A 15,167-nucleotide genomic window follows, 5' to 3' on the forward strand; every position below is an offset into this window, starting at 1 on the left:
CTCCTTAATTCTATCCTAAAAAAACTTTTTTTACAATGAAAGTTTCCGCAAAAATTATGCGATTTTTGTCTTAGCAAGCTCTGCAAGTGTCTTGAATCCTTCTGGATCATTTACTGCAAGCTCAGCAAGCATCTTTCTGTTGATATCAACGCCTGCAAGCTTAAGACCATGCATCATGTTGCTGTATGAAAGACCGTTGATTCTAGCAGCTGCATTGATACGTGTGATCCAAAGAGATCTCATATCTCTCTTCTTCTGCTTACGTCCAGCGAATGCTGATGTAAGTGCTCTCATAACTGACTGCTTAGCAACTCTATACTGCTTTGATCTTGCTCCTCTGTAGCCCTTTGCAAGCTTTAATACTCTATTGTGCTTCTTCTTGGCATTCATTGCGCCTTTAACTCTTGCCATCTTAATATCCTCCTAATAAATTCTAATAAACCAAACTGTAAACGTACTTATACAAATTAAGCGTAAGGAAGAATGCTCTTCATTGCCTTAACGTTTGTAGCGTCAACAAGTCCGGCATGTCTAAGATTTCTCTTTCTCTTTGTGGACTTCTTTGTTAAGATGTGGCGCTTATACGCTTTGTTTCTCATGAGCTTTCCTGTGCCAGTAACCTTGAATCTCTTGGCAGCAGCTCTCTTTGTCTTCATCTTTTGCTGCATAACTTAAATCCTCCTATGACTCTTTCATTATTTTGTAGCTATATCTTAACCAAAAATTGGTAAAATACCTTAGTTCTTCTTTTCTGAAAGGAACATTGTCATACTACGTCCCTCAACCTTAGGCTGTTTCTCAATAACTGCTACATCTGCAAGTGCTTCTGCAAAATCTGTAAGGATGTGTACGCTTGCTCCCATGTGAGCCATCTCACGTCCGCGGAAACGAAGTGTTACCTTTACACGATTTCCTTTTTCAAGAAACTTCTTGGCAGCGTTGACCTTAGTATTAAGATCGTTTGTATCAATATTTGGTGAAAGTCTGATTTCCTTGATCTCAACAGTCTTCTGTTTCTTTTTTGCTTCCTTCTCTTTGCGAAGCTGCTCATACTTGAACTTACCGTAATCAACAACCCTGCAAACAGGTGGTTTAGCTGTTGGGGCGATCATAACAAGATCAACACCTTCATCGTCGGCAACTTTTCTAGCGTCCTGAATTGACATGACACCAAGCTGCTCCCCATCAATACCGATTACACGAACTTCCTTAGCTCTGATCTGATCATTAATAAATAACTCGCTAATGGCCTTACCCTCCAAAATAAATAAAAAAAGGTGAATACGCAATGTATCCACCTAAATCTCACATAAAGTACAGACCTTATAAATGTCTGTTTGAAAGATATTAACGCCTACTGGCTAAGCCGCAGGGTGAGAGTGGATACTCTGCTTTGTTTTCAAATACTAAAGTAATATATCACATGCTCCAAAACATGTCAACATATTTTATCAGAATTGCATCAATTATGTAAAGGCTTTCTTCTTTTGCCTTTCTTTCTGTTTTTGTCTGGCTCTTCACTATTGGACAGCGGCTTAAATATTGTCATTCTTCCTGTCCATCCAACGATCCTAGTGAGAATGATTCCAGGAAGTACGCCGCAGCAATCAATGAGAACATCTCTTTTGGACGGTGACCTGCCACTTACAAAGGACTGATGATACTCATCAAGACAAGCAAAGCCTGCACAGAATATTCCTGCCGTAAACACCAGCCACAGTCCCCTTACACCATATACATAAAGCGGAAATGCCACTGATACAGCAAGCAAAAAGTACTCGGTAAAATGGGCCGTCTTTCTGACATAGAACTGTGAGCTTTCAGATAGATCCTCGATATGCTCCTTAGTCCAGCCCTTATCAAGCTTTTCGTTGGCATATGAAAAGACCTTTATTCCAACCTTGTAGCTGAGCTGACTACTAGTTGCTCCTTCCTGCGCTGAAAACATGAATATGATGCACATCATTATGATCGCGGGCGCAAAAGACAGTGGCTTAAGCACAAACCGCAATGTTTGTTTTATATACATCAAAAAATATTTCATTATTTTCTCTTCTTTTTACCTGGCTTCTTATCTGATCTCTTATCAGATTTCTTTTCTGATTTCTCAGGCTTTTTGGCTACGCTGTAGCCGAACTTACCAAGCTTCTCGCCCAGCATGAAATATTCGCCATGAGAATAAGCCACAAGCTTAGCCTTGCCAAGATCAAGTCTTCCCTTGTCATCAAGAAGCTTGTCATCAACTGTAACGCAGACAACTTCTGCAATGAAAAGATCATGGCTTCCAAGGTCTATGACCTGCTTAACTTTACATTCAATATTTACAGGGCTCTCTTCGATTCCAGGAGCAGATATCTTCTGGGATCTGGAAGGTGTGAGATTCATCTCTTTGAACTTATCATAGTCTCTACCTGATCTGACACCGCACCAGTCTGTAGCCCTAGTGAGTTTCTTGCTAGTGAGATTTACTACAAATTCGCCTGTCTCCTTGATGATATCGTAGGAGAATCTTTCTTTTCTCACAGATATAGACAGCATAGCAGGGGAACTACAGATGTTCCCTGCCCATGCTACTGTTATTATGTTTGGTGTTTCACCAGGTCTACCGCAGCTCACCATTACCGCTGGTATTGGATAGAGCATGTTTCCTGGCTGCCATACCTCTTTTGCCATATTATTACCTCAATTACTTGGTGATCTCTTCCATCTCGCTGATAGCTTCGCCAAATACTGCAAGTGCTGAATCGATAGGGGCCTTTGTTGTGAGGTCTACGCCTGCGATCTTAAGAAGGCTTACAGGATCCTGAGTACATCCGCTTGAAAGGAACTTCTTGTACTGATCTACAGCAGGCTTACCTTCCTTAAGGATCCTATCTGCGATCGCAACAGCTGCTGCAAAACTTGTAGCATACTGATATACATAAAAGTTGTAGTAGAAGTGAGGAATTCTGCACCACTCCCAACCAATCTGTGCATCAGAGATCATATCTTTGCCAAAGTACTGCTTGTTAAGGTCAAGATATACGTCGTAGAGAGACTCTGCTGTAAGTGGTGTTCCAGCTTCTGCCATTTCACAGGTCTTGCGCTCAAATTCCTCAAACATAGTCTGTCTGAACATTGTGCCCTTGAAGCTATCAAGGAAGTGGTTGATGATAAATGCCTTTTCTTCCTTGGTCTTGGCGTTGTCCTTCATATAATGATAAAGAAGAACTTCGTTTGTAGTAGAAGCAACCTCTGCTACAAAGATCTTGTATCCGGCATCAACGATTGTCTGTGCCTTATTTGAATACCATGTGTGCATTGAATGTCCCATCTCATGCACAAGTGTAAATACATCATCAAGAGTATCGTTGTAGTTAAGGAGCATGTATGGGTGTACATCATAAACACCTGATGAATATGCGCCGCCTCTTTTGCCTTCGTTTTCAACTACGTCGATCCATCTGTTCTCATAAGCTTCCTTAACTACTTCAAGGTAGTCCTCTCCAAGAGGAGCAAGTGCCTTAAATGAGAGTTCTTTTGCCTCCTCATAGGAAACCTTCATATCAAAATCAGGAAGCATTCCTACATAAACGTCATACATGTGAAGCTCATCAACTCCAAGGAGCTTCTTACGAAGTGTCACGTATCTGTGCATCTTGTCCATGTTGTCATGGATTGACTCAAAGAGGCTGTCGCAAACTGCAGGAGATACATCGTTGTGGTCTACTGCTGCCTCGAAGGCTGATCCGTACTTTCTAGCCTTAGCTTCAAAGATACGGCTCTTAACCTCTCCATCGTACATTGCAGCCCAAGTATTCTTGAACTCTTCATATCTGCCATAGAAAGCCTCAAAGCTAGCCTTTCTAAGGTCTCTATCCTTGGACATCTGAGTAGGAACGAATCTTCCGTTTGAAAGCTGAACCTCTTCACCCTTGGAATCCTTAACAGAAGGGAACTTAAGGTCTGCGTTAGCAAGCATTCCGTATGCCTTCTGTGATGCGCCCTGCATCTCTCCTGCTGATGCTAAAAGAGCTTCTGTAGCCGCATCAAGCATGTGCTCCTTAAGTCTTCTGGTCTCTGCGATCTTTCTTTTGTATCTGTCAAGCTCTGGAGTCTCAGCGTAGAACTTCTCAAGATCTGCATCTGAAATCTCGAGGATCTCTGGATCAATGAATGCTGACTTTTCTGAAACAGCCATATATGTTGAAAGTGCTCTCTGCTTCATGCCCTGATACTTGGAATTAGCTGTATCCTGGTCTTCTCTCATGTGAGCATATCCATAAACTCTATCAAGATAAAGCTCAACCTCTTCTGCAAGCTTGGACACCTCTAAAAGGCTCTTGCTGTCCTTTGAGATCTTGCCCTGATAAGAAGCAAACTTATCTGCAAGTTCATTGACCTTATTAAGCTCGCTCTCCCATTTGCTCTCATCGTCGTAAATATCTTCCAGTCGCCAAGTGAGCTCCTTAGCAACTTCATCTCTTTTTGGTAATTTCTGCTGCATACTTATGTCTCCTGTCTTTAAGTTTATCCTATATCGGAGAAATCTCCGTCTTTTACAATGATAGCGTCAACGCCGTTCTTTTCGGCAACTCCGCCATCACTAAAAGCTTCATTTCCTATCATAACGCACCTTGAAGGCTCAAGGTTGTTACTTTTTATGAGTTCTTCCAAAAACTCCTTCTGTGGCTTTTTTACCCCTTTATCAGAAGAGATAAAAATGTCATCAAAGCAAGGTGTAAGACCTGTTTCATCCAGCTCTTTTTCTGTAAAGAATCTCTGGGCATTAGATAAAAGAAATACCTTCTTGCCGTCCTTTCTAAGGCCATTTATAAGGTTCATAGTATCCTTATAAAGAGTAAACTTATCCCTTGATTCCTCTCTAAAATAGATGCAGAGGTCCTCAAGGCTTGCTGGGGCTACCTTTTCATTGATCTTGTTAGAAATAAGTTTCGCCCAGACTCTCTCTATCTTAATTTCTGGATATTCAGCATGATTCTTTGACTGGAGGTCTTTTTCTTCCTCTTTGCAAAGCTTTAGATATGTAGTCCTTAGCTCCTTGGCTTCATAATCTGCGCCATATTCATCCTTGAGCTTGCCGGCCATATTGGTCCAAAGCTCCAATGATTCCTCATCAGTGTGGATGTCCACTAAGGTTCCATAGAGATCGAAAATGTAGTTATCGTATTTATTGTACATACCGATACCTCCTCCAAAAAAACTAAAAGAGCCATGCAGAACATGGCTCATTGATCACCTCTTAGTAAGTACTGCAATTCCAAAGGCTGGAACAGTAACTACTTCCCCGTCTATCGTAGAAACTGCCTCAGTGGCATTAAGAGAATATGCAAGCTCCGTATACCTAGCCGCCTCTGTACTCTTACCAAGGTCTACTTCCCTAGCCTCATCAGAGATATTGATAAGGAAAAGAAGACTTCCTGTTTCAAATTCGCCATTCTGCTTTTCCTTCTTAATATAACATGAAATGTCCTTATCAGCCAATTCCTCAATAGGCTCAGTAACGCCGCGGGCTATGACTGGATAGGTGTTTCTAAGCTTGATTGCAGCTTTGTAATAATTGTATATGGACTTCGGATCCTTCATCTGCTCCTCAAGAGATGGATACTTCATGTCAAAAGAGTCCATATCTGCAGGTCCGTCGCACATTCCCTCTGTGCCTTCGCTTCCCCACTGCATTGGTGCTCTCTTATTTTCGTCTTTGCCAGAGCCCACCATGCCAAGCTCTTCGCCATAGTAGATAAAGGCATTGCCACTTGTCAAAAGATTCAGTGCTCCCGCCAGTTTGACGCCTTCCTGAGAATGTTTTCCAGTATAGTAGCCTGCGGATCTAGCCATATCATGGTTTGTATAAAATGGTGCATTTATAGCTTCAGGATTAACCGCTGAGAGAGCCTTTTCTGTACTAGCAAGAGTATCTGCGTACTTGGATGCCACGTACTTGCCTCTTGCCATCTTGGCTATATCACCCTCACTTCCTGACATGTCGAAGTCAAAAAAGCTATCAATTCCGCTAGCATAGTACTTGGAATAGGTCGCGATATTAGTCCAGGCTTCACCGACAATGTAAGCGTCCTTGTTCTGCTCTTTTATCTCACTATTAAGCCAAGTCATAAACTCAGCGTTACTCTCATCATTCCCTGTATAATATGAAGTAACCGCATCAAGTCTAAATCCATCTACGCCATGCTCTGTCCAAAAGCCTGTGATATCCTGGATCTCTGCTCTTACATCTTGGCTATCAAGGTTTAGATCTGGCATTCCTGACCAGAACCTTGCTTCGTAGTAAAGGTCCGTACCCTGAAGTGGCTCGTAGCCTTCCTTTTTCTCTTTTGAGAAGTTGTAGTAATCAAGGTACTTACAGTTTGTAAGGTCTTCCTGTGAAAAGAGGATATTGCCATCCTCTTTAGTTTCTGCATTCTTGAAGCTTTCCCCATTATCTTTTATATAAGAAGCCGCCTCTTTAAACCAAGGATGCTGATCTGACGTATGATTAAGGACTGTATCTACTATGATGTTAACTTTCCTGTCGTGGCAAGCCTTTACAAGCTCATCAAAGTCAGCCATAGTGCCGTACTGCGGATCAATATCCTTATAATCTGTCACATCATACTTGTGATAGGTGGTTGACGGACAGATTGGCATGAGCCATATTTCATTACAGCCAAGGTCAGTATCTGTAGCATCATCGCCGTCGTTTATATAGTCCAGCTTCTGGATGAGACCCTTAAGGTCTCCTATTCCGTCTCCATCGCTGTCATAAAAAGAGTAGACGAAGACTTCATAGGTTGTGCGGTATTTGTCGTCAAGGATGTTAAGTGATGCCTCCGTTTTACCGCATGCGGATAATATGATGGCCGGTAAACTTGCTGCCGCTATTAGTTTTTGTAATCTCTTAGCTCGCATATTTCTCTTTCCCCCATATATAAATCAAAAAAACTTAAATACCTTGCCGATAACTTCCAGAATACTGATTCCAAACTGCGTCAGTATGATTGATAAAGTCCAATAAAAGACGTAGATTATCATTCCTGGATTGCCCATAACTGTGTCGAATCTCTCACCCTTTGGAATCTCACCTTCCTGGTGCTCAAACGCGAACTTCTTACGATGGACGATCATCAATATAACTCCTGCTATTGCAACTACTATAAACCAAAGAGCAATGGAAGTAACTGCCAAAAGTGCATAGAGATTTTCTTCTATTAAAGCAGTGTAAGCGTCGACATCACCATTTGAAAGTGCTGTTGTGATCCTTGTGAACAGATCTCCCTCAAGGATAAATGATGACAGATAGGTGCTTAATCCGTTGATCATCATGTGTATCGCTATTGTGTAGCCAATTCTGCCTGTTCTGATATATATAAATGCAAAGAACATTCCAAGGGTTGTGGCATACACGAACTGCGCAAGATTGCCGTGGAACAGGCCAAACATGATTCCCGAAATGAGCATTGCTGATACTTCGCCGTATTTTACAGTTCTATCGATAAGGAACTTTCTAAATAATAATTCTTCAAATATAGGTGCCAGAATAACAGCAATTACAACCTGCATCACTGGTGACATTGCTCCTACCACGTTAAATATAGGATTGACCGCGCCAACACCTGTAAGTTTTCCGATAAGGACATTTAATATAAGTCCTGTAAGATTTGATATGTACATGATTGCTATAGATATGCAATAACATGCAATAAATCCACCTATGCCAAGTCTCCTTTTCTCAATCTGATGCTTGGGAAGACTTCTGACTGCCAGATACATTATCGGATAGACAATTGCGAATCTAAGACCAAAATTAATGATAATCTTAATACTTTGTGGTAAATATGGAACCCTAAGTACAAGCTTAACTACCTGCAGTAATAACATGTACAACAGTACATACACCCAATGCATCCCCACATAACTCAGCCCAAATCTTGAGTATGTCCTTTTTGCGTTTTCTCTTTCCATTACACTCCTCCTATGTTTGCTATGAGTGATATTATACCAAGAAAGATCCAGATCGGACTAGTGGACGATTATCTTGCATGTAGCAAAATAAAGATGGTTGTTATACTAATTTAGGCAAAAGAAAAAAGATGGTGATATACATATGTAAGAACAAAATCCAGTTCAGTAAATGACGGGGAAAAATTAATTGTATTGCCTCACGGCTTATGCTAATGTTATAAAGCCGTGTCCCTCCAGCAGAAAGGAGGTGGCAGCCATAGCTTATATTATCTCGTTTATTGTCTCTGTATTGGCAAGTATAGTAGCCTACTATACTTGCAAATGGCTAGACAGAGATGAGTAACACGGTACTAACCTGAGAATAGCTCACTCTAACGAGCAAGAAACCCTAGATGCTGCAACATCTAGGGTTTCGTTTTTGCCATAGCTTTTTATTATCTCGTTTTAATGCGGTTCCGCACAATCATAATACTACATTTACCACAACGAGTCAATTTCAATCAATTAGAATACAAATACAAACTTCCGCTCTCTTCATCAATTCTATAGTTCAGATCCAGCATCTTACAGAAGTCCTCAAGAGTGACCATTGTTACTCTAAAGTCGTTCTCTGGCTTGTGATTATTACCGATATGAAGGTCTTCGCCATCGCAGGTAACTTTGAGATTAGTTACATTCATCTCGTTGTAATGGCATGTCATTACGTATTTGTGGTCGCCGATGGTCCAGGTACACTCAAGGTCCTGATCTTTGGTAGTCTGGTCCTTAGTAAGGATCTCAAAAGAGCCGCCAAGTCTGTCTGTGTACTCTCTGATCACAAAGGCTGGGCTTCCGATACCATCTGCTACAAGGCCAAAGTCCACAAACATCATATAGCTATTTTCATCGTAGCTATATTCTGAATATGCGAATTCATCAGTCATTACGCCTACTGTGCCGTAGTCGTTCTGATTGTTGTCGTAGAGCATTTCTTCATCATTAAAATAAATGTGGTCAAGCTGTGATACATGCATATCACCTACAGTATCTCCAAAGCCCTGGTACTGCTCTGCTGAGATCTTACCATCCTTGATGGCCTGTGCAATCTCGTTGTCTAAGGCATTTTTATAATATTCTTCATCATATTCAACACCATTAATGGCAAAATATCCAAGGCCGTAGGTCTTATAAGTGCTTCCTGGAGCAGTATCACATACAACTCTTATATTGTCATAAGGGTGCTCCTCCAAAAAGCTCTTATCATTGTATTTAAGTTCTTCTCTATAGATCTCGTTGGCCTTTACCAAGGCTTCTGCAAGCTTATCCACCTGATCCGAACTGGCAATCTTTACATCTCCATCAGAAATGAACTCCTCAAATAAAGGCTGTATTCTGGAATCGTAAGATGTTCTGACCACGTACTCATAATCAGTTCTTATTTTTCCTTTATATATCTTCATTTCGTACATACCAACATTATGTCGATATGCATATACCTTAAATTCCAGGTCACGCTCTTTTGACTTATATGTATAAGCTATTTCCTTTGGGCTTTCGCAAACTGTCTCTCGACTTACATACTCACACTTTTCAGAAATATTTTCTTTAACATACTTTGCCACATCGCCTTTACTAGGAACAGGTCCCTCAGGGCCACCACATCCTCCAAGCAAAGCTGAAGCAGCAAGGGCTGTAAGGCATACTAATACATTTCTTTTTTTCATATATTGTCTCCAAATTGTTACATATTTATTCACATTTACACAGTATACTTCATGGTCAAACTTTTGTACACGTTTTGCGTCAAATAAGAATTTCTTATACAACAAAAAAAGCTGAACTCTAGAAACTCTCTAAAGTTCAGCCTATACAATAGCAGGGGAAGCAGGATTCGAACCCGCATGAGCGGTTTTGGAGACCGGCATACTAGCCATTGTATGATTCCCCTATTGCACCAACGAATGTTATGATAGCATACCGGCTCATGATTGTAAAGAAGAATTCTGCAAAAAACAAAAGTATTTTAGTATCAGTATTTCTCTGGTTCTGGATAGTCTACTCCAAAGGTCTCAACAGTAACTGTCTTCATGACCTGATCCTGAACAGGACGATCATTCCAGTCTGTCTCTGTCTCTGCGATCTTGTTGACAACATCAAGACCTTCAGTAACCTTACCAAATGCAGCGTAGTCTCCGTCAAGGTGAGGAGATGTCTTGTGCATGATAAAGAACTGTGAGCCTGCTGAGTTAGGCATCATAGATCTAGCCATTGAGAGAACACCCTCTGTGTGCTTTAAGTCATTCTTGAAACCATTTGATGAAAACTCACCCTTGATGCCGTATCCTGGGCCACCCATTCCTGTTCCTTCTGGATCTCCGCCCTGGAGCATGAAGCCGCGGATCACTCTGTGGAAGATAAGTCCATCATAAAAGTTCTTTTTAATAAGTGAAATGAAGTTATTAACTGTGCTAGGTGCAATCTCTGGATAGAGCTCAGCCTTAATAACATCACCATTTTCCATAGTAATTGTAACTATTGGGTTCTGTGCCATTTCTTTTCCTCCTGGTCAAATCATTCTTTGACTAGTATAACAAAAAAGAACTGCCGGCACAAACCAGCAGTTCTTTTAACATCTTATTCGCCTAAGCTGATATTAAATACCTTTGAGATACCAAGTACCCAAAGAGCAAGATTGTCTTTGCTGTAGATATCTGAGTAATCTGTGTCACCATTATCAATGGAGAACTTGTAGTTGAGCATATCACTTACAAATGTATCATCCTTGCCATCGATAGTTACGTCGTAGTAACGAACCTCTCTGTTGTCGAATGAAACTCTCATCTTCTTGACCTGAACATCATGATCTCCAAATTCATAAGCAAGTGAAAGTGCCTGAAGGCAAGCATAAGCAAATGAGTAATCATCGTCTGTTACGTTATCGCTGATAAGATTAACTTCAAGGAACTGGTAAACAAGATCTCTGTTGAGCTTCTCTCCTTTTGGAAGAATCTCTTTATCCATGTAATCGCACATTTCTCCAGCAGTTACACCGTTGAAAAGAACTGTATCATCTTTGATCGTTCCACTTGGAGCTGATGTGATGCATCCATCCTCATATCCTACATAAGAATATCCAAGGAGAACGCCCTGTCCACTGTTTGCAGTGCTGCTAATATCTTCAAGATCCTCAATATCTTCAAGTTCAAGATCTGAATCTTCACTCATCTCGTCAATATCTGTATCAATATCTTCTGATGCCTCTGTGCTAGCTTCATCAGATGAGCCAATCTCTTCTTCGAGCTTCTTTTCTGAAACGAACTCTTTCTTCTGATTCTCGTCCTCTGTTCCCTTAAGTTCGTGACTTCCACTTGAACTGTTGCAAGCAGTTGCTGAGAACAGCATTACGAGACATAAGCCAAAACATACTAATCTCTTTTTCATTTTTCTTTCCTCCTAAAGGGCTATCATAGTAAAAATTTTATAGCCAGCGCTTAGGACATTAAACAATACAAAGGGCAAATTAGTCAAGTTTATAATAGACTTTTTGGCGAAAAAAAATTTATGCCAGGTCACTTTAGTTTCCAGTATGCCTCAAACTCTGTCTGCTGCCATTCTTTAATGGAAACTCCTTCAAAAGAGTGCTGGATAACGAAGCTTGCCTTGGCTCCTTTGTACTTTTGGTCTGCTCTGAAATTCCCAAGAGAGTAGTAAACAAGCATATCTTTGCCATCTGGCCTTTGCACAAGTTTTGCCTCTTGGATCACATGAGGATGGCTTCCTATGACCACATCAGCTCCAGCCTCTGCCAAAAGAGCTGTCATCTCCTTTTGGTAGTCAGATACTTTTGTCTCGTATTCATCACCCCAGTGTACATAGACAATCACAAAATTCGCTTCATCTCTGGCACTTTGGATCTCGCTAACGAATGCATTCCTTTCTGCATCTGAATCTCCAGGAAGGTAATGGATCATGTTTGGGTATTTGTCTGACGCATCACCTGCATTAGTTCCGTATGTATAGGCAAATAGCGCAATCTTGATGCCGTTTTTGCTGATAAGTTCGTAGGGGCGGTAATCTTTCTCAGTACTTTCCTGTATTCCCAGCACAGTCATGCCGTTTCCCTTGTAAAAAGAGCTACTGACATCGATACCATAGGTTCCTTTATCAAGAACATGGTTATTGGCGCAGGCCACAACATCGAATCCAGCTTTTTTAAGAGCCTTGCCAACCTCTATTGGCGAACCAAAGCTTGGATAGCCTGATACTATGTCTTTTTTATCAACTAACACAGTCTCTGCCTGAACCATAGCAATGTCCGCACTCTGGATCTCTTTTGCAAAGGGCTCATACATAAAGTCAAAGCTTCCGCCTTCGTACCTTGCTGCATATTCATAGATAGGCTCATGGATAATGTTGTCACCAAAAGCCACAATGCTCACCTCATTGTCTATGTTCTTGAGTCCAAAGGAATCCCATCTCCAAAGGGTATTGTTGCCGCTTCTATCTTCTGCAAGGATGATGGAAGGATTCTTGTCCATGAGTTTCATGCGGCTTACAAGGATACCTATGTCCGAAGCAAACCATTTCTGGCTGACTTTCCCACCATCAGAAATGTCATATATGAAGATATGCTGTGAATAGGCATTGTCGTTATTTTTAACCCAGAAGGGACGTGCCTTGCCGTAGGTTCCTCTTTTCCACACCAAAAGAACCATCTCAGGGTCGCCATTTCCATCAAGGTCCGTGAGGAAGCCATCCTGAATCCTGTGGCCATCATCACTTGTCCACAATCTGTCGCCGCTAGCATCATATAATCCACATTTTTTGCCTTGTATTACCAATGAATAGTCATATCCATTTTCGGTAAAAGAAGCTTTTTTATCCTGGTAATCTACCCACAAGGGCGGTGCAAACAGGGTTCTGAGATGCGAAAAGTTCAGAGCACAGCAAATGGCTGCCACTGCAAAAAGCAGTAGCAGCCACCATTTATATTTACTTATGAAGTGTAAACACCTTTTCATCAGCCACCTATTCTATAACTCATTGTCCATTCAGGCTTGGCTGGTGCTGATTCGCTCTCAACCCAGTTCCAGTCATCATCGAGATATCCACCCTCAAGCATTGCTCTCCACTGGCTGTCTGTGAGCCTGTTATCTATTGGTGTTGTGAACTGGTAGAAGCTGTAAGCTGCGCCTCTTGCTACGTGGAGCTCGCCGTCGATAGGGAACACCACGTACAGGCTATCAACTTTACCAGAGCCGACCTCAAGAACAGTTCCGTTAGGATCTGTGGCTATATCTGCAATTACAGGGCATGGAGCCTGATAAGCATATACAAGGTCTGTGTCAAAGTCATCCTGATTAGCCTTAAGCCAGAAGTGTTCAAGGTTTCCACCATAGTTTCTGATGTATTCATAGTCATCATCTGAAAGTGACTCATTTTTTAGCTCTTTTTCTGAGATTTGAAGAAGTCTCATGGCAATCTCCGAAAGGAGCTTTAAGTCTTCCTCGCTCTCCTGGTCGATCATGCCATAGCCCTTAAGGCCTTCAAGAGTCTTGTTAGAAAGAGACACGAATCTGCTATAAACAACTGGCTGAGGATCTACATATCCTCTGTCATCTGGGATCTCTTCATCTTCTCCGCCGCCCATCTCTGCCATTACTTGCTTGGCGTAAAGAATTGTGTCGTGCTTGAGCTCAGCGTAGGAACCAACAAAGGTTTCAAGGTTCTTTTTGTCCCAATCTTCAGACTGCATGTATGAAGGATAGCCCTCGCCCTTATGCTCAAGGAGTGGTCTAAGTGTGTTGAGCCATCCAGAATAAAGAGATGCATTCCATGTTGCAGGATCCGAATTATTGAAGGTTTCCTGCATCATAGCCATGTTCTCTGAGTAGTTCTTGTAATCTGTAGCCCCCTGCTCTGTTAAGATATTCATTGCTGTGTCTGAGCCAAGTGCTGCTGGCACATCAAGAGCATCAGGGAGCATCCTGCGCTGCCCCTGGCTGTTCTCTTCCACTGCGCGGAATACCAGCTGCTGCATGATCGCTGCATCTACAGTAAATCTCTGTCCCATGAATCTATAGGATGGGATCACGTTTTCTTCGTCTTCATATACAGGTATTGAATTTATCTGTGGCGCCTTAGCATTCTTAAACTCAGTTACTACCTGCTGGAACGCAGCTGCATTTGATGTAAGGTCAGAAGTTTCTGGCATCTTGCCATAGCTCTTTTCCAAGATTTCCTTAACATCTGCGTATCCGATATCATCTGATACTCCGGCAAAAAAGCTGGTGATGTCATAAACGCTGTTGTAATCAGCATCGCCCTCTGAAAGTGCTGCGTTCATGAGGACTGTGCATCTGACCATTTCCTCGCTGTCAGCCTTGAAGGCAATTCGTCCATACCACATCATAGCGCGGAAGTACTTTTCAAGCTGCGCATCGCCTTCATAGTAGCCTCTTGGCTTGTACTGACTGTAATCTTCATTAAGGCCTGTAAGCGGGCACTCATATATGCCATCTGCTGCCTGTATCTTGGCAAGCTCCTGCTGAACTGCCTTGTTAAAGCTATCATCTGAAATTGGAGCTGCTACCTTGTCATCAAGAAGAAGGCATCCAACATAGAAAAACTCAAGGTTATTTAAAGCTGCGCCTTCCCAATCTGTGCCTTTTAAGGCTTCATACTGGGCTGCAGTTCTTTTGAGCATGTCTTTACTGATGTTATTTAATTTAACTGAAAGGTAGTTTTTCTCAGTTCTTTTAAGAAGATATGAGAAATACAGGTGATATGTGTGCATAAGGGAATCAACAGTTACAAAGCTAGGAAATACAATGTATCTGTTATTCTCATACACATCAAAAAACTCTGAGAAGCTATCCTGCTTGACTGCAAAGTTCTTGGCCTTAAGAGAATCAACAAGCTGGGCTGCAGATTCTCCGCCGTACTCACTACTTGTATCAAACATGTAGTCAAAGTAGTGGTGATAGACAACATTAGAGAAGTCATCTGCTACCTTGTATGGTTCAATTGATGGAACCAGATCAGGATCATAGTAGATCTCTTCATCATAGCCAAAGGCGGATCCAGGATCATTTGGCGTACTTGAACATCCGGCTACGCCACAAAGTGACATAGTCATAGTGATCGCCATAACTATGGAAACAATTCTTTTCTTCATAACACTCCTCTTTCCTTTCCCCAAAAGTGAGCCCTAGGGACGGAGGTTGTGG

14 protein-coding genes and 1 tRNA gene are annotated in these 15,167 nt (G+C 41.7%); all 15 read right to left on the reverse strand.

Annotation, left to right across the window (positions count from 1 at the left end):
* Positions 1–54 precede the first annotated feature (54 nt).
* A complete protein-coding gene (rplT, locus tag BLS24_RS05790; RefSeq protein WP_071175429.1) occupies positions 55–411 on the reverse strand; it encodes a 50S ribosomal protein L20 in 357 nt (118 codons plus the stop codon).
* Positions 412–467: 56 nt separating this feature from the next.
* A complete protein-coding gene (gene rpmI / locus BLS24_RS05795) occupies positions 468–668 on the reverse strand; it encodes a 50S ribosomal protein L35 (RefSeq protein ID WP_013280183.1) in 201 nt (66 codons plus the stop codon).
* A gap of 69 nt (positions 669–737) precedes the next feature.
* Positions 738–1,289, reverse strand: a complete 552-nt coding sequence (infC, locus tag BLS24_RS05800; RefSeq protein ID WP_242872243.1) for a translation initiation factor IF-3 — start codon at positions 1,287–1,289, stop codon at positions 738–740.
* Positions 1,290–1,462: 173 nt separating this feature from the next.
* Positions 1,463–1,948 carry a VanZ family protein gene (locus BLS24_RS05805; protein ID WP_442857225.1) on the reverse strand — a complete coding sequence of 162 codons (486 nt, stop codon included), beginning with the start codon at positions 1,946–1,948 and terminating at the stop codon, positions 1,463–1,465.
* A gap of 95 nt (positions 1,949–2,043) precedes the next feature.
* Positions 2,044–2,673, reverse strand: a complete 630-nt coding sequence (locus BLS24_RS05810) for a flavin reductase family protein (protein WP_091757043.1) — start codon at positions 2,671–2,673, stop codon at positions 2,044–2,046.
* 13 nt (positions 2,674–2,686) lie between these two features.
* Positions 2,687–4,486, reverse strand: a complete 1,800-nt coding sequence (pepF, locus tag BLS24_RS05815; protein WP_091757045.1) for an oligoendopeptidase F — start codon at positions 4,484–4,486, stop codon at positions 2,687–2,689.
* Positions 4,487–4,509: 23 nt separating this feature from the next.
* A complete protein-coding gene (locus BLS24_RS05820; RefSeq protein WP_176764350.1) occupies positions 4,510–5,181 on the reverse strand; it encodes an HAD family hydrolase in 672 nt (223 codons plus the stop codon).
* 54 nt (positions 5,182–5,235) lie between these two features.
* A complete protein-coding gene (locus tag BLS24_RS05825; protein ID WP_091757048.1) occupies positions 5,236–6,906 on the reverse strand; it encodes an alpha-amylase family glycosyl hydrolase in 1,671 nt (556 codons plus the stop codon).
* A gap of 24 nt (positions 6,907–6,930) precedes the next feature.
* Positions 6,931–7,959 (reverse strand): CPBP family intramembrane glutamic endopeptidase, encoded by a 1,029-nt coding sequence (locus BLS24_RS05830; protein ID WP_091757050.1) that lies wholly within the window; start codon positions 7,957–7,959, stop codon positions 6,931–6,933.
* A gap of 500 nt (positions 7,960–8,459) precedes the next feature.
* Positions 8,460–9,662, reverse strand: coding sequence for a hypothetical protein (locus BLS24_RS05835; protein ID WP_091757052.1), 1,203 nt, complete (start codon positions 9,660–9,662; stop codon positions 8,460–8,462).
* A 152-nt stretch (positions 9,663–9,814) separates the two neighbouring features.
* Positions 9,815–9,886, reverse strand: a tRNA-Trp gene (locus BLS24_RS05840).
* Positions 9,887–9,967: 81 nt separating this feature from the next.
* Positions 9,968–10,489, reverse strand: coding sequence for a peptidylprolyl isomerase (locus BLS24_RS05845; RefSeq protein WP_091757054.1), 522 nt, complete (start codon positions 10,487–10,489; stop codon positions 9,968–9,970).
* 83 nt (positions 10,490–10,572) lie between these two features.
* Complete coding sequence (locus BLS24_RS05850; protein WP_091757057.1) at positions 10,573–11,379, reverse strand: hypothetical protein; 807 nt, start codon at positions 11,377–11,379, stop codon at positions 10,573–10,575.
* Positions 11,380–11,507: 128 nt separating this feature from the next.
* Entirely contained in the window at positions 11,508–12,959 is a 1,452-nt protein-coding gene (locus BLS24_RS05855) for a CapA family protein (protein ID WP_091757059.1), read from the reverse strand.
* Positions 12,959–15,115: a DUF3160 domain-containing protein gene (locus BLS24_RS05860; RefSeq protein WP_091757061.1), complete on the reverse strand. Its 2,157-nt coding sequence runs from the start codon at positions 15,113–15,115 to the stop codon at positions 12,959–12,961. The genes BLS24_RS05855 and BLS24_RS05860 overlap by 1 nt, the downstream gene beginning before the upstream one ends.
* Positions 15,116–15,167 lie beyond the last annotated feature (52 nt).

Source organism: Butyrivibrio sp. INlla18 (assembly GCF_900103635.1).
Classification (GTDB): domain Bacteria; phylum Bacillota; class Clostridia; order Lachnospirales; family Lachnospiraceae; genus Butyrivibrio.

Bases quoted from the DNA above. Each gene is read 5' to 3' on its own strand.
- rplT (WP_071175429.1), bottom strand. From the start codon at position 411: ATGGCAAGAGTTAAAGGCGCAATGAATGCCAAGAAGAAGCACAATAGA.
- rpmI (WP_013280183.1), bottom strand. From the start codon at position 668: ATGCAGCAAAAGATGAAGACAAAGAGAGCTGCTGCCAAGAGATTCAAG.
- BLS24_RS05805 (WP_442857225.1), bottom strand. From the start codon at position 1,948: ATGTTTTCAGCGCAGGAAGGAGCAACTAGTAGTCAGCTCAGCTACAAG.
- BLS24_RS05810 (WP_091757043.1), bottom strand. From the start codon at position 2,673: ATGGCAAAAGAGGTATGGCAGCCAGGAAACATGCTCTATCCAATACCA.
- pepF (WP_091757045.1), bottom strand. From the start codon at position 4,486: ATGCAGCAGAAATTACCAAAAAGAGATGAAGTTGCTAAGGAGCTCACT.
- BLS24_RS05820 (WP_176764350.1), bottom strand. From the start codon at position 5,181: ATGTACAATAAATACGATAACTACATTTTCGATCTCTATGGAACCTTA.
- BLS24_RS05825 (WP_091757048.1), bottom strand. From the start codon at position 6,906: ATGCGAGCTAAGAGATTACAAAAACTAATAGCGGCAGCAAGTTTACCG.
- BLS24_RS05830 (WP_091757050.1), bottom strand. From the start codon at position 7,959: ATGGAAAGAGAAAACGCAAAAAGGACATACTCAAGATTTGGGCTGAGT.
- BLS24_RS05835 (WP_091757052.1), bottom strand. From the start codon at position 9,662: ATGAAAAAAAGAAATGTATTAGTATGCCTTACAGCCCTTGCTGCTTCA.
- BLS24_RS05845 (WP_091757054.1), bottom strand. From the start codon at position 10,489: ATGGCACAGAACCCAATAGTTACAATTACTATGGAAAATGGTGATGTT.
- BLS24_RS05850 (WP_091757057.1), bottom strand. From the start codon at position 11,379: ATGAAAAAGAGATTAGTATGTTTTGGCTTATGTCTCGTAATGCTGTTC.
- BLS24_RS05855 (WP_091757059.1), bottom strand. From the start codon at position 12,959: ATGAAAAGGTGTTTACACTTCATAAGTAAATATAAATGGTGGCTGCTA.
- BLS24_RS05860 (WP_091757061.1), bottom strand. From the start codon at position 15,115: ATGAAGAAAAGAATTGTTTCCATAGTTATGGCGATCACTATGACTATG.